Annotated in this window: 21 protein-coding genes; 10 read left to right on the top strand and 11 right to left on the bottom strand. The window is 57.0% G+C overall.

What is annotated here, in order from left to right:
* Positions 1-21: 21 nt before the first annotated feature.
* From WLO31_RS09165 to paoA, 5 genes are read right to left on the bottom strand one after another with little or no spacing between them, the layout of a single operon-like run.
* Positions 22-594, bottom strand: coding sequence for a nucleotidyltransferase family protein (locus WLO31_RS09165; RefSeq protein WP_435930130.1), 573 nt, complete (start codon positions 592-594; stop codon positions 22-24).
* Complete coding sequence (locus WLO31_RS09170) at positions 588-1,541, bottom strand: XdhC family protein (RefSeq protein WP_435930131.1); 954 nt, start codon at positions 1,539-1,541, stop codon at positions 588-590. The genes WLO31_RS09165 and WLO31_RS09170 overlap by 7 nt, the downstream gene beginning before the upstream one ends.
* 13 nt (positions 1,542-1,554) lie before the next feature.
* Positions 1,555-3,753 (bottom strand): aldehyde oxidoreductase molybdenum-binding subunit PaoC, encoded by a 2,199-nt coding sequence (paoC, locus tag WLO31_RS09175; protein ID WP_435930133.1) that lies wholly within the window; start codon positions 3,751-3,753, stop codon positions 1,555-1,557.
* Between the two features lie 4 nt (positions 3,754-3,757).
* Positions 3,758-4,708 carry an FAD binding domain-containing protein gene (locus WLO31_RS09180; protein ID WP_435930134.1) on the bottom strand — a complete coding sequence of 317 codons (951 nt, stop codon included), beginning with the start codon at positions 4,706-4,708 and terminating at the stop codon, positions 3,758-3,760.
* A complete protein-coding gene (paoA, locus tag WLO31_RS09185) occupies positions 4,705-5,301 on the bottom strand; it encodes an aldehyde dehydrogenase iron-sulfur subunit PaoA (RefSeq protein WP_435930135.1) in 597 nt (198 codons plus the stop codon). Before paoA ends, WLO31_RS09180 begins: the two co-directional genes overlap by 4 nt.
* Positions 5,302-5,540: 239 nt before the next feature.
* Between paoA and umuD the strand changes: the two genes are divergently transcribed.
* The 4 genes from umuD to WLO31_RS09205 all read left to right on the top strand — a co-directional run bounded on the left by umuD (position 5,541) and on the right by WLO31_RS09205 (position 9,100).
* A complete protein-coding gene (gene umuD / locus WLO31_RS09190) occupies positions 5,541-5,975 on the top strand; it encodes a translesion error-prone DNA polymerase V autoproteolytic subunit (RefSeq protein ID WP_435930136.1) in 435 nt (144 codons plus the stop codon).
* Positions 5,959-7,221 carry a translesion error-prone DNA polymerase V subunit UmuC gene (umuC, locus tag WLO31_RS09195; RefSeq protein ID WP_435930137.1) on the top strand — a complete coding sequence of 421 codons (1,263 nt, stop codon included), beginning with the start codon at positions 5,959-5,961 and terminating at the stop codon, positions 7,219-7,221. The genes umuD and umuC overlap by 17 nt, the downstream gene beginning before the upstream one ends.
* Before the next feature lie 178 nt (positions 7,222-7,399).
* The gene (locus tag WLO31_RS09200) at positions 7,400-8,506 is read left to right on the top strand and encodes a mechanosensitive ion channel family protein (RefSeq protein WP_435930138.1); all 1,107 of its coding nucleotides are present in this window, start codon (positions 7,400-7,402) and stop codon (positions 8,504-8,506) included.
* Between the two features lie 228 nt (positions 8,507-8,734).
* Complete coding sequence (locus WLO31_RS09205; protein ID WP_435930139.1) at positions 8,735-9,100, top strand: DUF4186 domain-containing protein; 366 nt, start codon at positions 8,735-8,737, stop codon at positions 9,098-9,100.
* Positions 9,101-9,190: 90 nt separating this feature from the next.
* Here the strand turns inward: WLO31_RS09205 and pqqU are convergent, their stop codons facing one another.
* The 3 genes from pqqU to ansP all read right to left on the bottom strand — a co-directional run bounded on the left by pqqU (position 9,191) and on the right by ansP (position 13,669).
* Positions 9,191-11,329, bottom strand: a complete 2,139-nt coding sequence (gene pqqU, locus WLO31_RS09210; RefSeq protein WP_435930569.1) for a TonB-dependent receptor PqqU — start codon at positions 11,327-11,329, stop codon at positions 9,191-9,193.
* Positions 11,330-11,564: 235 nt separating this feature from the next.
* Complete coding sequence (gene idi, locus WLO31_RS09215) at positions 11,565-12,113, bottom strand: isopentenyl-diphosphate Delta-isomerase (RefSeq protein WP_435930140.1); 549 nt, start codon at positions 12,111-12,113, stop codon at positions 11,565-11,567.
* Positions 12,114-12,169: 56 nt separating this feature from the next.
* Positions 12,170-13,669 (bottom strand): L-asparagine permease, encoded by a 1,500-nt coding sequence (gene ansP, locus WLO31_RS09220; protein ID WP_435930141.1) that lies wholly within the window; start codon positions 13,667-13,669, stop codon positions 12,170-12,172.
* A 237-nt stretch (positions 13,670-13,906) separates the two neighbouring features.
* Between ansP and WLO31_RS09225 the strand changes: the two genes are divergently transcribed.
* Positions 13,907-14,257, top strand: coding sequence for an MmcQ/YjbR family DNA-binding protein (locus WLO31_RS09225; RefSeq protein ID WP_435930142.1), 351 nt, complete (start codon positions 13,907-13,909; stop codon positions 14,255-14,257).
* A gap of 63 nt (positions 14,258-14,320) precedes the next feature.
* On the opposite strand, the gene WLO31_RS09230 is transcribed toward WLO31_RS09225, so the two are convergent.
* A complete protein-coding gene (locus tag WLO31_RS09230) occupies positions 14,321-15,583 on the bottom strand; it encodes an MFS transporter (protein ID WP_435930143.1) in 1,263 nt (420 codons plus the stop codon).
* Between the two features lie 65 nt (positions 15,584-15,648).
* The gene (locus WLO31_RS09235; protein ID WP_435930144.1) at positions 15,649-18,741 is read right to left on the bottom strand and encodes a beta-galactosidase; all 3,093 of its coding nucleotides are present in this window, start codon (positions 18,739-18,741) and stop codon (positions 15,649-15,651) included.
* Between the two features lie 282 nt (positions 18,742-19,023).
* Here WLO31_RS09235 and WLO31_RS09240 point away from each other — a divergent pair, with 282 nt between their 5' ends.
* On the top strand, positions 19,024-19,587 hold the full coding sequence (locus WLO31_RS09240) for a DUF924 family protein (RefSeq protein WP_435930145.1): 564 nt from the start codon (positions 19,024-19,026) through the stop codon (positions 19,585-19,587).
* A 2-nt stretch (positions 19,588-19,589) separates the two neighbouring features.
* On the opposite strand, the gene WLO31_RS09245 is transcribed toward WLO31_RS09240, so the two are convergent.
* Entirely contained in the window at positions 19,590-20,672 is a 1,083-nt protein-coding gene (locus tag WLO31_RS09245) for a LacI family DNA-binding transcriptional regulator (RefSeq protein WP_435930146.1), read from the bottom strand.
* A gap of 70 nt (positions 20,673-20,742) precedes the next feature.
* Between WLO31_RS09245 and WLO31_RS09250 the strand changes: the two genes are divergently transcribed.
* The 4 genes from WLO31_RS09250 (at position 20,743) to WLO31_RS09265 (ending at position 23,304) form a co-directional block, all read left to right on the top strand.
* Positions 20,743-21,360 (top strand): glutathione S-transferase family protein, encoded by a 618-nt coding sequence (locus WLO31_RS09250; RefSeq protein WP_435930147.1) that lies wholly within the window; start codon positions 20,743-20,745, stop codon positions 21,358-21,360.
* Positions 21,361-21,432: 72 nt separating this feature from the next.
* Entirely contained in the window at positions 21,433-22,245 is an 813-nt protein-coding gene (locus WLO31_RS09255; RefSeq protein WP_435930148.1) for an arylamine N-acetyltransferase family protein, read from the top strand.
* A 34-nt stretch (positions 22,246-22,279) separates the two neighbouring features.
* Positions 22,280-22,510, top strand: coding sequence for a tautomerase PptA (pptA, locus tag WLO31_RS09260; protein WP_435930149.1), 231 nt, complete (start codon positions 22,280-22,282; stop codon positions 22,508-22,510).
* A gap of 185 nt (positions 22,511-22,695) precedes the next feature.
* A complete protein-coding gene (locus WLO31_RS09265) occupies positions 22,696-23,304 on the top strand; it encodes an alpha/beta hydrolase (RefSeq protein ID WP_435930150.1) in 609 nt (202 codons plus the stop codon).
* Positions 23,305-23,689 lie beyond the last annotated feature (385 nt).

Below are 23,689 nucleotides of genomic sequence, written 5' to 3' on the forward strand. Positions count from 1 at the left end.
CTGAGGATAATGCAAAAAATATCAGAGAGCTATATGTCTTGCCCGGGCGGTAAGCCACCGCCGGGCAAGGCGTAAGTCGGGCAGAACGTCAATATCGTGCACGATCCCGGCATCGGAAAGGGGGAGATCCAGCAGGTTTCCCTTTAGTCGTGAATCCCGCACGATTTCCTTTGCGCCGGTATCGCCGGAAAGGGCCAGAAGAGAATGCAGGCATTCCCGGCGAAATCCCACCGGATGTCCCTGACGCTGGCGGTAATACGGCACGACAACGGGCTTTTCCCTCAGCGCAGCGGCGACACGCTGTAGCGAAGCAGGGTGAATGAGCGGCAAATCAGCAGGCAGAATAAGCCATCCCGCTGCGTTTGCGGTTGCCCGAACGCCCAGCGCGATAGAATCGCCCATGCCGCCAGTGCCGCCTTCCGGCTTTACAAGGTGCCATTGCAGACCGGACGCTTTTACCGCCTGCAGGAGATGCCACAGCACAGGCTCTCCGTTGAGCAACGCATCCAGCTTATGTACCGACGACCCGGAAGCGAGAAACCTTTCCCCTTTTCCGGCCGCAAGAATAATGACGGTGGGAGAGGAGGTCAGCATGCTTTCCCCTTATCCATGCCGCTAAGACGCGCCGCTGCCACATCGGCCAGCACGGAAAGCGCCAGCGAGTGCGCATCGCGCGCTTTAGGGAAGATCCCGATCGGGGCTTTAATTCTTGCGATATCGCGCTCCTGCCAGCCAAGCTCCTTCAGCCTTTGCGCGCGTTCAAGATGGGTTCGTCTGCTGCCCAGAGCGCCGATGTAAAAGGGCGTAGCGGACAGCGCTGCCTGCAGGACGGGCAGCTCCCGATGAAGATCGTGATAGAGCAATATCACCGCCGTGTCCGAATCAATGGAAGGCGAGCTTAGCGACACGCCATCGCCGATCTGAACCTCATAGCCGGCAGCCTGCGCCAGCCTGGCGGTCATCTCTGCTTCGATGGATCGGCCATAAATGACGACCCGGGCGCAGGGCCGGTAGCTGGTATCGAAAAACTCGCCGTTCCAGCCCGGCTCCCGCTCGGGAAGAATGCTTTGCAGGGACTGCGACTGCGGATGATAGCGCAGGCCCGCGGGCCTGCGCCGATCCAGCGCAGCCAGCACGGCCAGCAGCGGTACGGCGGAGCGCACGTTGTGAATGCTCAGGGTAATGCTGCCTCCGCAGGGAAGAACGATATCAAACCAGGGCGAACCCTTGCCGTAAACAACCGTGCGATCTTTCCCGGCGCTGATGGCTTGCACAGCCTCGTAAGCGGCGGCGGCTTCAACGCAGCCGCCCGATACGAAGCCGCAATATAAGCCATCCTCCCGCACGGCCATATGCGCTCCCGGCGCACGCGCGCCGCCGCCGCGTATATCGACCAGCGTCACCAGAGCAACGGCCACGCCGGCGCTGATGGCTACAGCCGCGAAGCGCAGGATATCAATGCTGTTGTCGGTCAAAAACGCCTGTTCTGGCGTGAGCAGGCGGTCCTCTGTTTGTTCGATAACGGGGGACAGGTTCAGCATCTTTTCTCCATTCTCAGGTAAGTTCCGGCAAGCCTTTCAGCAGCTTATCAAGCGTGAGGGGATAATCCCGCACCCGAACCCCGGTCGCGTTGTAAACCGCGTTGACGATAGCCGCACTTACGCCGCACAGGCCCAGCTCACCCACGCCTTTAGCTTTCATTGGCGAGGAGACGGGATCGGTATCGTCGAGGAAAATGACCTCCTGCTCGGGAATATCGGCGTGAACCGGCACCTCATAGGCTGCCAGATCGTGGTTAACGAAATAGCCCAGCCGTTTGTCGACGATCAGCTCCTCCATCAGCGCCGCACCCAGCCCCATGGTCATGGCGCCAATAACCTGGCTTCGCGCCGTTTTAGGATTGAGTATCCGGCCCGCGGCGCATACGGCCAGCATGCGGCGAACGCGCACTTCGCCGGTAGCCATATCTACACCCACCTCAACAAAGTGTGCTGCGAAAGTGGACTGCTGGAATTTCTTATCCAGCTCGCCGAATTCGATGGTATCTTCAGCGGTCAGCGTTCCGTGAGCGGCGGCCTCCCTGAGCTGAGCGCTGCGATCCCCGGTCTGGATCCGTTCATTGGCAAATTCCGCCGTAGCCGCATCGAAACCGAGCTTTTCCGCCACCGCCTCCCGCAATCTGACGCAGGCTGCATAAACCCCTGCCGTTGAGCTGTTGGCGCCCCATTGTCCGCCGGAACCGGAAGAGACCGGATAATCGGAATCCCCCAGCCGTACCACCACCCTTTCCAGCGGTACGCCCAGCATTTCAGCCGCGGTCTGGGCGATGATGGTGTAGCTGCCCGTGCCGATATCGGTCATGTCGGTTTCGACGGTCACCACGCCCTGAGCATCGAGATGAACGCGCGCCCCGGAGGTTGTCACCACATTGTCGCGAAAGCCGGCTGCGACCCCCATTCCCGTCATCCAGCGTCCATCCCGCTCCTGCGCAGGCCTGGCGTTCCGGCGGCTCCAGCCAAAGCGCTCTGCTCCCGTGCGCAGGCAGGCAATCAGTTGACGCCGGGAAAAGAAGCGTTCGGGATGGGCAGGGTCGACCTGGGTATCGTTGAGAATACGGAACGCTATCGGATCCACGCCTGCCTTCTCGGCCATTTCGTCGATGGCGATCTCCAGGGCCATCAAACCCGGCGCCTCTCCTGGCGCACGCATGGAATTACCTTCCGGCAGATCGAGCTTTGCCAGCCGCAGCCCGGTATGGCGGTTCGCGCCCGCGTAAAGCAGCTCGGTCTGATGAACCGCCGTCTCTGGCTGGCCGCCAGGCAGGTTGCCTGACCAGCTCACATGGGCGATGGCGGCGATGCGTCCGCTTTCATCCGTCCCGATGCGGATGTGCTGGATGGTCGCCGGGCGATGCGTGGTGTTGTTGGGGATCAGGGGCCTTTGCAGCGCTATCTTGACCGGCCGTTTCGCCGCACGGGCGCCAAGGGCCGCCAGCACGGCGTCGCTGCGCAGAAAGAGCTTTCCGCCAAAACCGCCGCCGATATAGGGCGAAAGCACCCGCACATTCTCTTTATCCAGCTTAAGCGTTTTGGCCAGCTCGTTCCGGCACCAGTTAACCATCTGGCTGGAGGTCCAGACGGTGAGCTTCTCGCCTTCCCAGACGGCCGTTGAGGCGTGCAGCTCCATAGCCATATGGCTCTGATCGGGGGTAGTGTAGGTGGCATCAAGCTGCACCGCGGACGCTGAGAAGGCGCTGGCAAAATCACCCGTTGTTTTATCCGGCGTCTCTTCCGGCGGCGAGGTGACAGCGGGTTTTTCGTGGGCAAGATCGTAGGCGCCTTGCCCGCGGTGATAATCCACCTGGACCAGCTCCGCCGCCGCGCACGCCTGCTCGAAGGTTTCCGCGACAACTACGGCGATGGCCTGATGGTAGTGCTCAATATCAGGGCCGCCCAGAAGCGTGGCTGCGTTCATTTCCCCTTTGCCGAGAGGACCGGCGTTATCGGCAGTGACAATGGCAAGCACGCCGGGCGCGTTGCGGGCAGCCGCAAGGTCGATCGAATTGATTCGGCCCTTTGCGATGGCGGAGCCTACCACATAGCCATACGCCGCATCGGGCGCCTCGTCGTGTCTTTCGTAGGCATAATGGGCGGTTCCGGTAGTTTTGGCCGGGCCGTCAATACGATCGTGCGGGCGGCCAACGACCCGGAGCTGGTCGATGGGGTTATCTGTTGCAGGCTTTTCAAATTTCATCGATTCAGGCCCTCGCTTCCGTCAGCACAGAGGCGAGCGTACGCTTCGCCAGTATAAGTTTGAACTCGTTTTGCGGCGTTGGATGCGCGCCTGCAAACAGCCGCTCGTAAACCTCTGCGGCCCCACAGGCCAGCTTTGCATCCGCCTCTTCAAGCCGCCAGGGTTTGTGCGCAACGCCGCCCAGCGCAACGCGGCCGCTTCCGTCGGGCTGCACAACGGCGGCGACCGAAACCAGGGCAAAGGCGTAAGAGGCGCGATCGCGCACTTTGCGATAGATATGGGTTCCGCCCAAAGGAGGCGGTAGCGTAACGGCGGTGATAATTTCGTCAGCGGACAGCGTGGTTTCCAGATGAGGCGTATTGCCAGGCGCGAGGTAGAAATCTGCAATCGGGATGCTGCGCACGCTCCCGTCAGGGCTTACCGTCTCCACGACCGCATCCAGCAGACGCATGGCGACCGCCATATCGCTGGGATGGGTGGCGATACAGGTTTCACTTGCTCCTGTCACCGCATGCTGTCTGCTGAAGCCTTCCAGCGCGGCGCAGCCGCTGCCGGGGTTCCGCTTGTTGCAGGGTTGGTTGGTATCGTAAAAGTAGGGGCAGCGCGTGCGCTGCAGCAGATTGCCCGCGGTGGTCGCCCGGTTGCGCAGCTGGCCGGATGCGCCCGCAAGCAGCGCCCGTGACAGCACGGCATAATCGCGACGGATGCGGGGATCGGCAGCCAGATCGGTGTTGCGCACCAGCGCCCCGATGCGCACACCGCCATCGGCGGTCGGCTCGATGTTATCCAGCGCCAGGCCGTTGACGTCAATCAGGTGGCAAGGCGTCTCTATCTCAAGCTTCATTAAATCGAGAAGATTTGTCCCGCCCGCAATAAATTTCGCGCCCGGCGTGCGTTGGGCGCTTGCCGCCGCTTCGGCAGGCGTTTTCACTCGCTCATAAGTAAAGGCCTTCATGATTTCTGGCCCTCCGCGACATCCTCAATCGCCGCAAGTATGTTGGAGTAGGCGCCGCAGCGGCAGATATTGCCGCTCATTCGCTCGCGTATCTCCTCTTCCGTCATCTCAGGCGGGGATACCAGATCGAGCGTGACGTGGCTGGGGATGCCCGCTTCAATTTCTTGCAGCACGGCTACGGACGAGCAGATTTGCCCCGGCGTGCAGTAGCCGCACTGATAGCCGTCATGTTTGACAAAGGCGGCCTGCATGGGATGCAGATTGTCAGGCGTACCCAGACCTTCGATAGTGGTGACGTCACTATCCTGATGCATCACCGCAAGCGTAAGGCATGAGTTTATCCGGCGGCCGTCCACGATAACGGTACAGGCGCCGCACTGGCCGTGGTCGCAGCCTTTTTTGGTTCCGGTGAGATGCAGATTTTCGCGCAGCGCATCCAGCAGCGTAGTGCGCGTGTCGACTTCCAGTTGCCGGGCCTCGCCGTTTATTTTCAACGTCAGGCGGGACATTACAACGTTGTTTGCGAAATTAGCGTTGTTGCCGCCCGTGCTTTCCAGGCGCTCTTTATCAGCTTCGTTGCCACGGTTGCTCATACCAGGCCTCCAGAATTCTAAAAGTTAAACCAGCAAAAAATGGACGCGTTGTGTTAACGCCATGCGCAAATTTTTATAACGGACATTTAATAATAGACGGCGAGGACGCAGGGGAGAGAGGACGGGCTACTTTTCGTACCCTTTTAAAGGATTTACGCAAATTTTTCACAAGTCGCTTGATCCGATCGATAAATGCGTAATACTGTATTTATATACAGTACGTTACTGGCTGAATACTTATGGACACTATTTTTTCATGCGGCCCCGGCACGCGCCTTGAGCTACCTCTTTTCCTGGAGCGAGTCTCATGCGGCTTTCCCAGCCCGGCTCAGGACTACGTCGAGAGCAGTCTCGATCTGAATAAGCTGGTCGTTAAGCACCCGAGCGCGACCTACTTTGTCAGGGTCAGCGGGGATTCAATGATCGGCGCGGGGATCGGCGACGGCGACCTGCTGGTGGTCGACCGCTCCCTGACCGCAGAGCATGGCGATATCGTTGTGGCGGCGGTCGCCGGGGAATTTACCGTAAAAGAGCTGCATACCCGTCCCTCTCTGCGGCTCATACCGCATAACAGAAACTATTCCCCGATCGTGTTCCTGCCGGGAGAAGAGCTGGAACTATTCGGCGTGGTGACCTTCACAGTAAAATCGAACCGTCATGTTCGCGCTGGTTGACGTCAACAGCTTCTACACCTCCTGTGAGACCGTTTTCCGACCGGATTTGCGGGGCAGGCCCGTAGTGGTGGTCTCAAATAACGACGGGTGCATTATTTCGCTTTCAGCGGAAGCGAAGGCCTTAGGCTTAAAAATGGGGATGCCTTATTTCAAAATCAAAGCGGGGCTGCAGCGTCAGCAGGTCGCTGTTTTCAGTTCAAATTATGCGCTTTATGCCGATCTCAGCCATCGGGTAATGATGACTCTGACTGAGATGGCGCCCGCCATAGAGATTTACTCCATCGACGAGGCCTTTCTTGACGTGTCTGGCGTGAGCCGCTGTCTTTCCCTCGATACGTTTGGTCATCAGATACGTAACCGGGTGTTGAAGCATACCGGCCTGACCGTTGGCGTTGGCGTCGCACCAACCAAAACGCTCGCGAAGCTTGCCAACTTTGCTGCGAAAAAGTGGCGTAAAACCGGCGGCGTGGTGGTGCTGACTGACGCTGAACGCCTGCGAAAACTGTTGCCGCTGGTGCCGGTACACGAGGTCTGGGGCGTTGGGCGCCGCCTTAGTAAAAAACTCGAACTGTTAGGCATTGAAAATGCGCTGCAGCTTGCTGACAGCTCAACCTGGCTTATCCGTAAGCACTTTAGCGTGGTGCTTGAGCGCACGGTTCGTGAACTACGCGGTGAAGTCTGCCTGGAGGCGGAGGAGTTTGCGCCGGCTAAACAGCATATCCTCTGTAGCCGTTCATTCGGGCACCGCATCACCGCTTATGACGAGATGTATCAGGCGGTTTGCGCCTATGCGGAACGAGCCGCGGAGAAGCTCAGAGCCGAAAAGCAGTTCTGCTGCGTTATTAGCGTATCTATACGCACCAGCCCGCATGCCGACCATGAAGGTTTCTACAGCCCGCAGGCCAGCGGCCGTCTGGCCATTCCCTCCAGCGATACCCGGGATATTATTCGTGTCGCCACAAACGCCCTCGATCGCATCTGGAAAGACGGCCATCGCTATATGAAAGCGGGCGTGATGCTAAGCGATTTCTTCAGCCAGGGGGTGGCGCAACTCAATCTGTTTGATGAGCACCAGCCCCGGCCCAACAGCAATGAGCTGATGCAGGTTATCGATCGGCTTAATCATTCAGGCAGGGGCACGGTGTGGTTCGCCGGGCAGGGCATTCAGCAAAGCTGGGCGATGAAGCGCGAGATGCTATCGCCGCGCTATACCACAAGATACTCAGACCTGCCGATTGTCAGCTAGCCTTATTGCGCCACGGCAGGCTTCATGTTTTGCAATAAAGGTTCAGATGAGCGTCATTCACGCCTGCCGCGCAAAATAACGGCTTTCAGCAGGAGAATGTTCCTGATTTTGTCCACTTTCTGCCGCTTGCCGTCTCCTTTCCTATACTGGTACTTCACTGTAAACACCAGGAGGGAACATGAATTTTCTGTCACGCTTCGACTTTATCGCGCTGATGATGGCTCCATCGTTCTGGATAGGTGTCGCAACGATAACGATTGTCACGCTCATCATGTACTGGCTGATCAATCGATTGCTGTCATTTGTTCAGAAAGGTGTCGGTCAGTGGGGAGATAAGCATCCGACGACGCATAAGATGCGCTTTATCCTGCGGGATATTCTCAGTAAAACCAGTAAACCGCTGATATTTATCTGCGCGTTTCTTTTCAGCCTGCGTTTTGTCGATCTGCCTGATAATCTTTTCAGCACCATCAGCCACGCCTGGTTCCTGGTTCTGGCGGTGCAGATAGCGCTCTGGATGGATCAGGCGGTGGTTTCCTGGCTGCGCCACGTCATGAACGAGCCGGGAATGATAAAAAATCCGGTAACGCTGGTGATAACCGGATTGATACTGCGTGCGGTGGTCTGGTCAGTGATGCTGCTGTCGATACTGGCAAACGCGGGCGTCAATATCACGGCGCTGGTCGCAAGCCTTGGCGTCGGGGGGATTGCCATTGCGCTGGCTATCCAGACCATCCTCAGCGACGTGTTCGCCTCGCTCTCTATCGGCTTTGATAAGCCCTTTGAAATCGGTGATTTTGTTGTTTTTAACGACGTCGCCGGCACCATCGAACATATTGGCCTTAAAACGACGCGTATTCGCAGCCTGAGCGGTGAACAGGTGGTTTGCGGAAACGCTATTTTGCTTCAGCAAACGCTGCATAACTATAAGCGCATGCAGACGCGCCGCATCGTTTTTAATTTTGGCGTCGCTATTAATACCCCGCCGGATAAGCTGCGCAATCTTGGCGATATGGTAAAAGAGATTATTACCGATGTGGGCGAAACCAAATTTGACAGGGCGCATTTGCTTGGCTTTGGCACCGACCGCCTGAATATAGAAGTTGTACATATCGTGAATACGGCGGATTACAACAAATATATGGATATTCAGCAGGAGATAAATATCCGCATCATCGAAAAGCTCAATGAGCAGGGCATTGAGATGGCGCTGCCGAATATGATTGTGAAGCGGCCGAACAGGCCTGAAGAAAGCGACAGAGAAGCCGAACCTTCCCTGAGCTAATCGTTGACGGTGGCGGTGATACAGATATCGCCACCCCAACCTGTGCGAAGCCAAAAGCCCGGCGAAGAATTTCAGTTAACTGCGACAGGGCGCCGGAGCATCTCTGCCCGCGGTCGTTGTCAGTGACAGGCTGGAGGCTATCTGTCTGTCAGCATAAGGATCTGCTTGCTTTGCGATCGGAAAAAGAGAAAAAATGTACTTCCGTATAAACCAGCCTGAAGTGATGCAGTGACCGATCTTGACCCCGTTTTTCAGCGCCTGTCGCGCTCCACGTTTCGCATGCGTTTCCGCCTGGGCCCGAAAGAGCGTCAGTACTGCGTTGATAAAGGCCCGGAAACCATCGCCCGCCACGCAGAGGATTTTATTGCGCAGCGTCTTGCGCCCGCCGAACCGAAAAACGACGGCAGGCAAACGCCAATGCGCGGCCATCCGGTGTTTATCGCCCAGCACGCCACCGCCACCTGCTGCCGGGGTTGCCTTGCCAAATGGCACAATATCCCGGCGGGAACGGCGCTTTCAGCCGGACAGCAGCAATATGTAGTGGCGGTGATTTATCGGTGGCTGACCGTGCAAATGACGGGCATATCAAGGTAGTTTTGCCGGGTGGCGCTGCGCTACCCGACCTACATACTAGTGTTGTAGGGTGGATAAGCGCAGCGCCATCCACCGCCACAACGGCTACGGTTACTGGAAGGTATAACTTAGATTCACGCCCACGCCGTAATTGCGGCCCGGTGCCGGTTCGAAGTAGCGACCGTTGCCTTCATTAACGATGACCGAGCCGACATAATCGCGATCGAACAGGTTATCCACGCGTCCCCAGACGTCCAGCAGCCAGCTTTGCTGAATGCGGAATTTATAGCCGCTGTTCAGTGAGGCGACGGTGTAGGTTGGCGCTTTGGCGTCGTTTTCGTCATCGGCCTGAATATCGCTCATATAACGCACGTCCGCCCCCGCATAGAAGCCTTCCTCCGGTGCGTATTCCAGCGCGGCATAGCCCATATTGCGGGCGATGCCCGGCATACGGTTGCCTTTACAATTGTCGTCGCCGCAGACGTTGGTGCGGTAGGTGGCGTCCAGATAAGTCCATGCCATCTTCACGCGCCAGTCGTAAGCAAACTGCTGATCGAGCGAAAGCTCAACGCCGCGGCGACGGGTTTCCCCGGCGTTTTTATAGGTCGTGCGCCCGCCGCTGCTTCGGTCAGTGACGATCTCGTCGTCGGTGTCGGTCTGGAATACCGCGGCGCTGAACAAACCGTTGCCGACGCGAGTTTTGCTGCCCACTTCCACCGTGTCGCTGGTGGACGGCTGCAGGCCAAAGTTCAGCCCCGACTGGCCGTTAGCGCGATAGGAGAGTTCATTGATGGTTGGCGTTTCAAACCCGCGGCCCGCGGAGGCGTAAAGGTTCCACGCGTCGGTTGCCGCGTATTTGAGCGAGGCCGCAGGCAGCCATTTGTGGTAGCTCGCATCGCCGCTGTCATCGCCGTTGGCGGCGGTGATGTAGTAATCGTTGGAGTCGAAATAAACCGAGCTAAAGCGTACCCCGGCATCAAGGCTTAGTTTGTCGGTAAACTGCCATGCGGTTTGCAGATAAGGGTCAACGTTCCACATCAGGTTGCGTTCGTTGCGGCGCATGTCGCCTTTTTCGCCCAGCACGGTGGCGCCGTTTTCCACCACGAAGTTCTCGTAGCCTTTGCGCTTCTCGGACATGGTTTCGTAATCAAGCCCCGTGGTGAAACTGACAGGGACAGAGAACAAGCTGCCGCGGTGCGTCCAGCGGGAGTCGATGCCCTGATAGTGACGGGAAAGCTGGATCACGCCGCCCGGATGGGTAGGGTTAAGCTGCGGCCCCACGGGGATCGACTGGTACTGCGTAGTTTCACGTTCACCGGCGTACACCATCACGCTCAGATCGTCATCGGCCGTAAGCTGACGTTCATAATGCAGGCCTGCCTGAGTCTGTTTGGTTGTTTTGCGCGTGTTGTACTGGTTAGCCCGCGGCGACTGGGTTGGGTTGTCATGCCACTCCTGCTCGGTCAAACCGCCCGGATCGTTGGCATCAATATCCACGCTGTTAAACAGGAAGGTCAGCTTGCTGGCTTCGTTGAGGCGTACGCCGAGCTTCGCATTGCCGAGGTTTTTCTGGGCGCTGCTGTGGTCGCGATAGCCGTGCGTGGTAAAGCGCGAGGCGGAAACGGCATAATCTACGTCGCCCGCGTGCGTGCCGTCTCCCGTTGCGCCCGTGGCTTTAACGCTGTTGCGCCAGCTACCGAAGCTGCCGTAATACGTACTCGCCTCCAGGATCGGCGGTTGCGTACCGGTTGTGGTCCTGACGTTTACCACGCCGCCGGAGGCGTTGCCGTATAGCGCCGAGAACGGGCCGCGCAGCACGTCGATGCTCTCAACGCTGTTGATATCGATATTGGACGTTTGTCCCTGCCCGTCCGGCATGGTGGCCGGAATACCGTCCACATACATTCTTACGCCGCGCACGCCGTAGGTGGCGCGCGAACCAAAGCCGCGTACCGAAAGCTGTAAATCCTGGGCGTAGTTCTGGCGATTTTGCACCTGCAAACCGGGCACGCTGCCCAGGCTTTCTGAAAGGTTAACGCGCGGCGCGGCCTGGCGCATATCATCGCCAGCGATCGCGCTGACCGCGGCCGGGGTATCCAGCTCGGATATGCCGCCGGGCGTGGCGGTAACCACCATCGTTTGTTCATTCGTTTTCGGCGCATCGGCAGCAAAAACAGGCGCAGCCCATGGCGTGAGGGCCGGGATCAGCAGGAGGGGAAGCGTGGACTTTCCGTGTTGAGTTATTTTCATCAGAGCAATTTTCATCAGGTGAGAAGGGCGATTGTCCAGACGAACCATCTGGAACATTTTCGGCGTATGTTAATACTTATGGGTAAAGTTTGAAAACTGTAAAGGCACTTTACGTTAAGGGTAAGTGTTGGTGAAATAACAACTAAGCGCAAGCCAGGGAACGCAGGAGTTAGTTTTCCGGCGCCTGCCGGCAGCAAAATTTGTCAGCTATTCAGGCCGTTTGGCAGGGGAAATTTTATAAAATTCTTTGCCGCAACGCCGCCTGAATCAACGGCCGCTGCAGTTGCTCAACCATCCACGGGCTGTAAGCCGCGGGCACGGCGTTAACTCCCGCTAAAACCTGCTCAACGGATATCCAGCTAAAATCCATAACTTCGTCTTTATTCGGCTGCGGCCGGGAAGCGGTGCGGGCGAAAAAGACCGGGCAATATTCGTTTTCCACGATGCCGCTGGCGTCGGTAGCATAGTACTGAAATGACTCATCGATAAGCGTCGGCGTTTCAATCGCCAGCCCCAGTTCGTAATAGCAGCGGCGTATAACGGCATCCGCCATGGCCTCGCCTGGCTGGGGATGACCACAGGCTGAATTGGTCCAGACGCCCGGCCAGGCGACCTTGCCGATAGCGCGGCGCGTCAGCAGCAGCTCATTTTGCGCGTTAAAAATGTAGCAGGAGAAGGCCAGGTGCAGCGGCGTACTGGCGGTGTGTACCCGTGATTTCTCCATGGTGCCGGAGATATGTAGCTTGTCGTCCAGCAGCAGGACGTATTCGGTTACAGCAGTCATGGCGATTATCCGGTAAACGGTGTGGCGGGATCGCTAAGCTTACCCGCCGTAACGTATCAGCTTCTTAAATCATCCGCAGGAACAAGTTGTTCAGGCTGCTCTTCAGCGTGATGATCGTGAACCTGGTTTGCAATCTCATGGACGCGTTTACGCGCCCCGAACCATCCCAGCACCAGCAGCACGGCAATCAACGGAATGGAGGCGACCGTCCAGGTGCCGTTCGGGTAGTCGAACGCCATCAGAACCAGTACGCTAAACAGGAACAAAAGCGTAAGCCAGGAGGTGAAAGGCGCGCCCGGCAGCTTAAAGCTGACGTCGTCCGCTTTGCCCTGCCTGATGGCCTGGCGCAGCTTCATCTGGCACACCACGATAAACGCCCAGGAAGCAATAATTCCCAGCGACGCGACGTTCAGAACGATTTCAAACACCTGCGAAGGCACATAATAGTTTAGCACCACGCCGATAACGTAGATGCCAAGGGTGACCAGAATCCCCGCGTAAGGCACCTGCTGCCTGCTCATTTTTGACATGAACTTCGGCGCGGAGCCGCCCATCGACATGGAGCGCAGAATACGTCCGGTGGAATAGAGGCCGGAGTTGAGGCTTGAGAGCGCCGCGCTCAGCACCACCATATTCATGACGTCACCGATATATGGCACGCCCAGCTTCGAGAAGAAGGTGACGAACGGGCTTTGCCCCGCCTGATAGGCATTCCACGGCAGCAGCAGCACCAGCAGCACGACAGAACCCACGTAGAACAGGCCGATACGCCAGATAACGCTGTTGATGGCTTTTGGCACCATATTCTGCGGATCCTTGCATTCACCCGCCGCCGTGCCCACCAGCTCGATAGAAGCAAAAGCGAACACCACGCCCTGCACCAGCACCAGCGCAGGCAGCAGGCCGTGCGGGAAGAAGCCGCCGTTATCGGTGATCAGATGGAAGCCGGTGGTATTGCCGTCGAGCACTTTGCCGCTGCCAAGAAATACCGTGCCGACCACCAGAAACGCGACAATCGCCAGTACCTTGATCAGGGCGAACCAGAACTCCATCTCGGCGAACCATTTTACGCCGATCATATTCATGGTGCCGACAATCGCCAGCGCGCCAAGGGCGAATACCCACTGCGGCACGTCGCCAAACGCGCCCCAGTAATGCATGTAAAGCGCTACGGCGGTGATATCGACAATCCCGGTCATCGCCCAGTTAACGAAGTACATCCAGCCGCAGACGTAAGCGGCTTTTTCACCGAGAAATTCGCGGGCATAAGAGACAAAGCTGCCGCTGGAAGGGCGATGCAAAACCAGCTCGCCCAGCGCGCGCAGAATGAAGAAAGAGAAGATGCCGCAGACCAGATACACCAGCGCTAACGCCGGCCCGGCCATCTGCAAACGGGCGCCCGCGCCGAGGAATAACCCCGTGCCGATAGCGCCGCCGATGGCGATCATCTGTACCTGGCGATTTCCCATCGCCTTGTGATAACCCGAATCCTGAGAATTGAGCCAGCGCCTTTTGGCGGCGCGGTGATCGGCCTCAGTTTTGTGCTTTGTTTTCATTATTAGTCCTGTGTTGTTTCTGCTTGCCTTGAACGTTTAGCCGCTGAAATCGCCTGTCCTGTAGTTTGTTAGATCGCGGCCATGGCAAATTTCGGCGATGGATCCTGACAGGAAATGAAGCCCAACGCAAAGCTTGCTGCATCCTCCTTGATGCTGGTCATATTTCCATCGTCGCAAGCGCGGGAGAAGCTGTGTTAACGTCGCTTAATGGGGAATGGACGAGGTGAAAAGCTACGAATGAAACGTGAAGCACTCTTTAAAAACGTATCTGAAAGGTATCAGGTTGAGCCTGACTATCCGTGGCAGAAAAACAGCGATTACGCGGTGTTAAGGCATAAATTCAAAAAGAAATGGTTTGCGCTGGTTTATGCCATACAGGCAGAAAAGCTGGGGCTTGAAGGGGCATCGTTGCTTGAGGTGATGAACATTAAAGTGCCGCCAGAACTGCTGGGATCGCTGAGGATGCAGCCCGGCATTCTGCCCGCTTACCATATGAATAAAGAACATTGGGTGACGGTGCTTCTGGATACGGTGCCGGACGCTGAGATCCTCGATTTGCTTGATGAAAGCTACCGGCTTACCCGCTGACGATGCGCCGCATTAAATAAACCAGGCGAAAAAGGCGGGACGCAACACGCCCGCCAGCATTTATTACGCCAGTTTCTCATCCTGTCTGCCGCAAGCGCGAAGGGCCTGTAACGGCCCCATGCCGCTTAAGGTAAATACGGAAAGCAGGGTAAACGACAGGGCGACCAGGCCCAGCGCCAGATAAGCGCCGTGGAAGCCGACTTTGTCATACATGTAACCTGCGAAGACGGACATAAATATCATCGCTAACTGCTTGAAGAAGCAGAAGCATACCAGATAAATAGTGGCGGAGAAGCGCACCTCAAACTGGCTGGTGATGTACTTAAAGCAGCCGACGATCAGGAACGGGATTTCGAAGATGTGCAGCGTTTTGAGCACAATCACTTCCAGCGGCGTGGAGGCGAATGAAGAGCCGATAATGCGCACCGACATAATCGCCCCGGCCAGCAGCAGCGCGTTCTTGCCGCCGATGCGGTTCACGATGAGCGGCGCGAAGAACATGATGCAGGCGTTCAGCAGCTCCCCCATGGTGGTGACATAGCCGAACACGCGCGTGCCCTGCTGGTTTGACTCAAAGAACGAGGTAAAGAAGTTGGCAAACTGCTGGTCAAACACGTCATAGGTGCAGGAAACGCCTACTACGTAGAGCGAGAGGAACCACAGCTTTCGATTTTTCAGCAGCTCTAAAGCAAGCCGGAAGCTAAACGGCGAATGGTTAACGCCGAGAGAGTCGGCCACTTCCGCAGACGGCTGCGTTTCCGGCCTGGCGATAAACAGTAAGATGGCAAGGATCGCCGCGCAGCCGGAGCCGAGCCAGAAGACAAACTGGTTATTGATAGTGAACATGATGCCGACAATGGACGCGCACAGCGCCCAGCCCACGCAGCCAAACAGGCGCGCGCGGCCGAACTCAAACGAGCTGCGGCGGCTCACCTTTTCGATATAGGCTTCAATGGCCGGCGCGCCGCCGTTGTAGATAAAGCCCAGATAAATTCCGCCGACTATCGATCCCAGTAAAATATTGGCCTGCAGCAGTGGGCCGAATACGTAAATAAAGAACGGAGCGAACATCACCAGCATGCCGGTGATAATCCACAGCAGGTGCTTACGCAGCCCTAACTTATCGGACAGCAGGCCGAAAATCGGCTGGAACAGCAGGGAGAAAAACGAAATGCTGGCGAAGATGATGCCGGTGTCGCTTTTGCTGATGTGGTTGATGTCATGCAGCCAGATCGGGAAAAACGGGAAGTAGGCGCCCATGATGAAAAAGTAGAAGAAAAAGAACAGCCCGAACATCCAGAAATTGGTGTTTTTCAGATAGTACATGATGTTTATCCTTAGGGTAAAAACGGGACAGGCTGGCCAGGCGTGCCCGGATAAAAGCGTGGCGCTTAACGGCGCGCCCAGCTCACTGAATAGCGATAATGTTGTTTTTCAAGCAGATATTCTGGCGAGACGCTGGGGCTCCAGGAGTCGTCCCCGCCCACGCCCATATGGAAGCCGTCAATGTTCAGCCTGCTCCCCGGCTCGGCGGATAACAGATGGCGATGCGAGGTTTCCCGCAGCTGGCGCTGGCTGTAGCGGCTGAGGCTAAAATGGAATTTTCCGCGCCACAGGTTTTCGCCATACTCCAGCCTTTGCGTGTCGCAGCGCAGCCCGTTTTCCGTCGGGAAAACATACGGCGTATACATCTCCTCCAGCGGTAGCCGCCACCTGTCGAACAGCGCGGACTGTTTGCGGTCCGGATAGTTTTCGTGCGGCCCACGGCCAAGCCAGCTCACGGTCGGCTGGATCTCTGCCAGCTGGCAGGTCAGCCCGATGCGCGCCGGAGCGGGCGTGCCGAACGCGACTTCCACCTCCACATCGATATGCAGCTCGCCGCCATCGTCAATGCGGTACGTTTTATGGCTGACAAACAGCGTTTTGTTCTGATACGTCCAGCGGTGAACCGTGCGCAGCAGCACTTCGCGCTCAAGGGCCTGCGCTTCGCAGCTCAGCATTTCCGCTTCCAGCTCGTACATGCCGGCCGCTTTCCAGCGTTCAACCCAGGCATTCGGATCGATGCGCGTGGCTTCGCTGACGCCGATGTCGTTATCCAGCGGGGCGCGGGTGAACTGGTCCTGAAGAGGCGAAAGCAGGGTGGCCTTGCCATCTTTCCACCATTGCGTCAGCAGGCCGGTTTCCCGGCTGAAGATCCAGCGCTGGTTACGCTGGCGGACCTCGAAGCTGTCGCCGGCGGCCTCAAGCTGCGGGGCTTCACCTTGAACGGTCTGCTCCTGAACCGCCAGCACGCCCGGCAGCTGCCATTGATCCCATGCGCAGATGTGGCCCGCTTCCGACCAGGTTGTTGCTTCAATTTGCTGCACCTGCACCGTCAGCCATACGTCGCCGCTGCGGGTGATTTCCGGCAGATCGTCAAGCACGATGAGCTGTTTGCTCTGCGGGGCAATCTCCAGCAGCGCTTCGCCGCGGGCCAGCACGTTGCCGTCCTGTTTCATCGTCCAGATAAGGCGTTCGTTATCGCTTGTGCGGAACAGATATTCACTGGCGATCTCCACTTTCAGCGGCGATTCGCGCAGCAAAGAGAACTGGAAGAACTGCTGCGCCTGCTGGGCTTCGTACAGCGCCGGATGCGGCGTGCGGTCGGCAAACACCAGGCCGTTCATGCAGAACTGGCGATCGTTAGGCTTATCGCCAAAATCCCCGCCGTAGGCGCTGAACGGCTGGCCGTTTTCGTCGTGTTTAATCAGCGACTGATCCACCCAGTCCCAGACAAAGCCGCCCTGTAGCTTTGGATACTGACGGAAGGCCGCCCAGTATTTATGGAAACCGCCAAAGCTGTTGCCCATGGCGTGCGCGTATTCGCACAGAATTAACGGACGGTTTTCATCCGGCATGCCAATCCACTTTTTGATTGACCACTTTGGCACCTGCGGAAAAGGCTGATCCTGATCGACGCGGGCATACATCGGGCAGATAATATCGGTCGCCGCGCTGTTGGCGCCGCCGCCTTCGTACTGCACCGGGCGCGTCGGATCGTTGGATTTTATCCAGCGGTACAGCGCATCGTGATTGCTGCCGTGACCGGATTCGTTGCCCAGCGACCAGATGATAATCGACGGATGGTTGCGGTCGCGCTGCACCATTCGCGTGACGCGCTCGGTCATCGCCGGCAGCCAGGCGGGATCGTCGCTCAGGCGGTTCATCGGCACCATGCCGTGGGTTTCAATATTCGCTTCATCCACCACGTAAAGACCATACTGGTCGCACAGGCGATACCACAGCGGATGGTTAGGATAGTGCGAGCAGCGCACGGCGTTAAAGTTATGCTGCTTCATCAGCATAATGTCCCGGCGCATGGTGTCGATATCCATCACCTGGCCGTTTTCCGGGTGGTGCTCGTGACGGTTGGTGCCGCGGATCAGCAGCGGTTTGCCGTTAAGCTTCAGCAGGCCCTGCGAGATTTCCACTTTACGAAAGCCCACGTCGCAGGCCTCGGCTTCAATTACCTCGCCATGTTTATCTTTTAATAGCACCACAAGGCGATAAAGATCTGGCGTTTCGGCGCTCCATAACAGCGGGTTTTCTACAGGTATGCGCACCGTAGTACGGTCATCGTAAGCGCCACGCTCGTCGATAATTTCACTGCCGAGCGGCTGCTGCTTTTCACCTGCCAGCTCGCCGCCTTGCCATAGCTGAACGCAAACCTGCGCTTCCTGTTCATCACCCTGTACTACAACCAGCGTTTCCAGTTCGGCGCGGGTGAAGTCTTCATTGAGATGCGTTACCACGCGCATATCGGCGAGGTGAGTCTGCGGCTTATGCAGCAGCGTGACGTCGCGGAAAATACCGCTCATGCGCCACATATCCTGATCTTCCAGATATGAACCGTCGCACCAGCGCAGCACCATGACGGCGATGCGGTTTTCACCCGCCCTGAGCGCCTGGCTTAAGTCAAATTCAGACGGCAGACGGCTATCCTGGGCGTAGCCAATCCAGTTGCCGTTGCACCACAGGTGGAACGCAGAATTCACGCCGTCAAAAATGATGCGGGTGTGTCCGGCAGCCAGCCACTCAGCGTCAAGGTTGAATGTGAGCGAGTAACAACCCGTGGCGTTATCCGCAGGGACAAACGGCGGGTTTACCGGAATCGGATAGGTAACGTTGGTATAGACTGGCGCATCGTAGCCCAGCATCTGCCAGTTAGAGGGGACATGGATATCATCGGCGCCGTTAAGATCCTGCTCAACCCAGCTTTCAGGAACGGCTTCCGGCCGGGTGAAGTAGCTAAATTTCCAGCTGCCGTTTAGGCTAAGCAAGGCTGGCGATGGCATATCTTCGCGTGCCGCTTCCGGGGATCGCCAGCTGGAAAAAGGCGGATGGGCCGCAAGCTGATTCAGCCGGGTGACGGCCGGATTGGACCAGTCGCGTCGGGCCAGTACGCAAGCAAGAGTGGCGGCGTTGCTGCCTGCTTTGATCATCATATTCCGGGTTCCTTAATTAATTTTGCGATGCGCTCACAATTTAAAGGAATATGGTTTCTCCGGCGGGGTGTGTAAAGCAGCATGGCGGGATTAATTGACGTGATTCACAAATTTATAACACCGCTTAGCAAAGATCGGCCTGCCGGTCGCAGCTGGAGAAAGGCCGGCCCGTCTGCATTTTATCTACGCAAGGTTCAGAAATCGCGCCGAGCCTCTCCGTATCAGCGGCTTATAGTTAAAGTCTGTTTTTGCTTCATCTGCTACAAAAAGATGCGGAGTGAAATGATGAAATCTGAAATCGCAAAAGAGTATGAAGGCGTGCTTACATTCTGGTTTAAAGAGACGCCCGCCGAACGATGGTTTAACGCAGACAAAATATTCGATGAGCAGATCCGGACCCGCTTTAGCGCCGTTCATTACGCAGCAATGCGCGGCGAGCTTTTTCCCTGGAGAGAAAGCGCTTCAGGGCGGCTGGCCGAAATCATCGTCCTGGACCAGTTTTCGCGAAATCTCTTTCGCGACGATCCCCTTGCCTGGGCCTCAGACGGCATGGCGCTGGTGCTGGCGCAGGAGCTGATAAAAACGGCGGGGTTTAGCGAGCTTGCGGTTGAGGAAAGAGATTTTGCAATGATGCCGCTCATGCACTCAGAATCGGCCGCCGTCCACGACATTGCGCTGAAAATGTTTCAGGAGTCTGGCAGTAAATCAGCCCTCAAATCTGAAATAGAGCACCGGCGGGTCATCGATAAGTTCGGCAGGTATCCGCATCGTAATGCGGCGCTTGGCAGAACGTCCACGGCAGAAGAGCGTCTCTACCTGGAAAAACAGAAGCAGCGGGCGTTTTGAGGTTATCCCAGCCGGGCCACCTGGCGCGCAAGCTTTGCCAGCGCATCCGCAAGCGCCTGAGCAGAGGGGGCGTTACCACCGGGCGCCGCAGTGGTTTTGCGTTCCACCAGAGCCACCGGCAGGATCTGCGGCTCTGGCTGAGCGCCGGGATCATGAATTAACTCCACCAGCCGGTTCACGCTGGCTTTGCCGAGGTTTCTGAAATCCTGCTTGATAGTGGTGAGCGGCGGAATAAAGCAGGCGCTGTCTTCGGTGTCGTCATAGCCCACCACGGAGACATCCGCCGGCACCGCTAAACCCTGTTCGGCGAGCGCACGCAGCGCCCCAAGCGCCATCTGATCGTTGGCGACGACGATCCCGCCGGGCGTTTCGCCCTCGCGCAGCAGCCGGGAAACCTGTTCATAGCCTGAGAGCGAACTCCAGTCGCCTTCCATAACCGCAACCGCTTCCAGCCCGTGGGCGCTCAGCGTTTGCTTCCAGCCTTCAAAGCGCAGGCGTGCTGAGACGGAAGCCTGCGGGCCGTTGAGCAGGGCGATACGCTGATGGCCAAGGCTGATAAGGTGCTCAACGCCCAGACGCGCCCCTTCGTTGGGATCGAAAATTATGAGGTTGGCGCCCAGGCCCGGGGAGACATCCAGAAACAGCGCTGGCACGCTGCCGCAGGCGTTTCGTACTGCCAGAGCCTCTTCGTTTTCGAGAGGAATATTAACAATCAGCCCGTCCACGCGCTGAGAAAGCAGGCTGTTCACCGCGGCTTTACAGGCGGCAAGCCCCGGCTGCTCAACCATGGAGATCACCACGTTGAAGTGTATCCCGCCTGCCTGCGTTTTGATGGCCGCCACGATTTGCGAGGGGGCGTGAAGCGAAAGATTGGTGGTGGCAAGGCCAATGGTCTGGCTTAGTTTTCCGGCTAACTGCTGCGCCACGCGGTTGGGAACATAGTTTAATGCGGCCATCGCCGCCTCAACTTTCAGACGCGTTTTTCCGGAAACGTGGCTTGCCTGATTGATCACCCGGGACACGGTCTGATAGGAAACATCGGCATATTCCGCCACATCGTAAAGCGTTACTGATTTGGGTTTCATGCCGGGTTTCCTTATCGCTCTTAAAGTCCGGGCTTATTCTACACTTAAACACTTTAGACAGGAGAGCATCATGTACAAACTCTACGGCGCACCGGGCTGCGGCTCTGCGATTGTCGAAATTATGTTCATTCTGACGAATGAGTCTTACAAGTGGGAAAACGTTGAAGGGTTCGAAGATCCGGGCCCGCAGCGCGATGCGCTATTAACGCTCAACCCCCTCGGCCAGGTGCCGACGCTTAAGCTTGACGACGGTTCCGTGATGACCGAAAGCGCGGCTATTGCCCTGATGCTGCTGGATAAGCATCCCCATATGGCGCCGCCTGCGGGCACGCCTGAACGCCAGCGCTTCTACCGGCTTCTGGTCTGGTTTGTCGCCAACGTTTATCCCACTTTCACCTACGGCGATAATCCTTCCCGCTGGACGCAAAGCGGCGCCGATGAGCTACTTGCCAGCACGAACCGGTATCGCGAGCAGCTTTATCTCTGGCTGGAGTCGCAGGTCAGTAGCGGGCCATACGTTTTTGGTGAAGAGATCACGCTGCTGGACGCCTATATTGCGGCGATGATGAGCTGGCGACCACGGCAGGAGTGGTTTGAGAAGCACACGCCGAGGCTGTTTGCCATTGCGCAGCAGGTGCGCCAGCGCAAGGAGCTGCAGGAAGCGCTAAGCCGCAACGAGATGCTGTGATCGCACCATCGATCATATGGCGCCGGGGCAATTCTATATAGTGACCGGATTACATCGCAACGGAATTTGTCTATGGCTTTTGACCTGAACGCTTACTTCGCGCGGATCCATTTTACGGGCGACTCCGCGCCGGATTTGAGTACGCTGCGGCAGCTGCATTTGCTGCAAACCTGCGCCATCCCTTTCGAAAACCTGGATGTCCTGCTGGGGCGACGGATTTTGCTCGACGATGACAGCGTGTTCGAAAAGCTGGTGACGGCCGGGCGGGGCGGTTACTGCTATGAGCAAAACGCGTTGCTGCGTCGGGCGCTGCAGGAAATCGGTTTTCAGGTTGAGGATTTAGCGGCGCGGGTATTGATTACGCGCCCGGAGCGGATGCCTGCCTGTACTCATCGTTTACAGCTGGTGACGGTTGCGCAAGAACGCTGGCTGGCGGATGTGGGATTTGGCGGCAGGACGCTCACCGCCCCGTTGCGCTTTGAACTCGATAGCGAGCAAACCACCCCGCACGGCGTGTACCGCCTGACGCGCCTTGAGGATGATTATCTGCTTAGCCTGCGCGAAGGAGAAGACTGGTTACCGCTTTACCGCTTCGATTTGCAGCGGCACTATGCCGTGGATTTCGAGGTGGCCAACCACTATGTCGCGACCTGGCCGGAGTCGCATTTTCGCCATCATCTGATGCTTTGCCTGCACGTTTTTGACGGCGGTAACATTACGCTGAACAATCGCCAGCTCACGGTTGATGGTAAAAAGCAGGCGCTGGCCGATGCCTCCGCCGTTTATCAGGCGTTACATTCCCGTTTGCGCCTGCGCCTGGACTCCCCAAAGCACGGCATCGACTTTGAAACTTTTGCCGCCGCGTTTAATTTAATCAGCGCCTGATAAAGGCAAACCACTACCGCTATGGAGAATACCTGTGCCACATATCACCGTTAAATATTTCCCGCGTGAGCTGACAGACGAGCAGAAACAGACGCTGGCGGAAGAGCTCAGCGACGTTATTAAAAAGCATTTCAGCTCAAAGGACGCCTCGCTTTCGGTCGCGTTAGTGCCGGTTGCACAGGAGCGCTGGAAAGAAGATGTCTACGACACAGAGATAAAACCCGCGCTCGATACGCTCGCCAAAAAGCCGGGCTACAGCATGTAGTTCTGGTATAACGAGAGAGAAAACTCTCCCTCGTCCGGCATCACCATGTGGCGTAAGCGCGTGCAGCCTGTAAAAAGTTATCCACAAAATCGGTGGATAACTCTGTGGGATTCTATGTAGATCGTTGTACGAAGCCGGAAGATCGGGTGGGTTAACGTGGCCTGGCCGACAAGGAAAGCACATACATGAAAAAGCTAGTAATTTTTTTACACGGCGTGGGCAGTTCCGGCGCCGATTTAGAAGGGCTGGGGCTTTATTTTCAGCAGGTTATGCCCGAGGTTATTTTTGCTTCACCGAACGGCACCGCACCTTTTGACGGGGGCGATGAGGGTTACCAGTGGTTCAGCGTAGCGGGCGTAACAGAGCAGTCGCGGCCCGAACGCGTCGTTGAGGCCCGCGCCGCGTTCGATGCCGCCATCGGGGCTATCTTCCGGCAGCATGATGTGACGCCTGGTAAAGACCAGGTCATTCTGCTCGGATTTTCTCAGGGTTCGATTATGGCGCTGGACGCGCTGGTCACGGCCCGCTTCCCTCTGGCGGGCGTTGCTGCGTTTTCAGGGCGACTTTCTTCCCCTCGGCCTTATCAGCCAGCGGCAGATTCCGCAGCGCTGCTGGTGCACGGCATCGACGATCGGGTCATTCCGTGGACGGAAAGCGAAGCTGCCGCCGCTGCGCTGACGGAGGAAGGCGTCGAGGTGGAAACGCTGTTTGAACCGGGCGTGGTGCACACCATTAGCGCCGAGGGCGTCGCCAGGGCGCTGGAGTTTATTATCCGACGCTTTGAACTCAGCTGACTCATTTTTTAACCCGGCTCGCAACGCGAACCGGGTTTTTTATAACCTGTCTGCGGACCTGCGCTTTAACTATTAATTATTTCCCTGAGGTAGAATATGTCCCACGCGCTTATTAAACGCTAACGTAAAGATATGAAAATACCAGCTGAAGGGAAGGTGAAATATGGTACAAATCTGACGTGTTTGACTACTGAGGACAATTTACTATCCGCAACCGATGAGAAGCAACACCGCGGATACGTTGTGAATATTATGGACATTATTTTTACGAACAAGCCGTTCAAAATTTTATTAATAAATCACCCCGCTGTTTTTTCTTCCGCTTTCTTCCTTTCTGGTGAACAACACTGGCGCAACGCGCTGTAGTTTCGCTCTCCTGCATCCG

It is taken from the genome of Dryocola sharpae (assembly GCF_051307055.1).
In the GTDB taxonomy this organism is placed as follows: Bacteria; Pseudomonadota; Gammaproteobacteria; order Enterobacterales; family Enterobacteriaceae; genus Dryocola.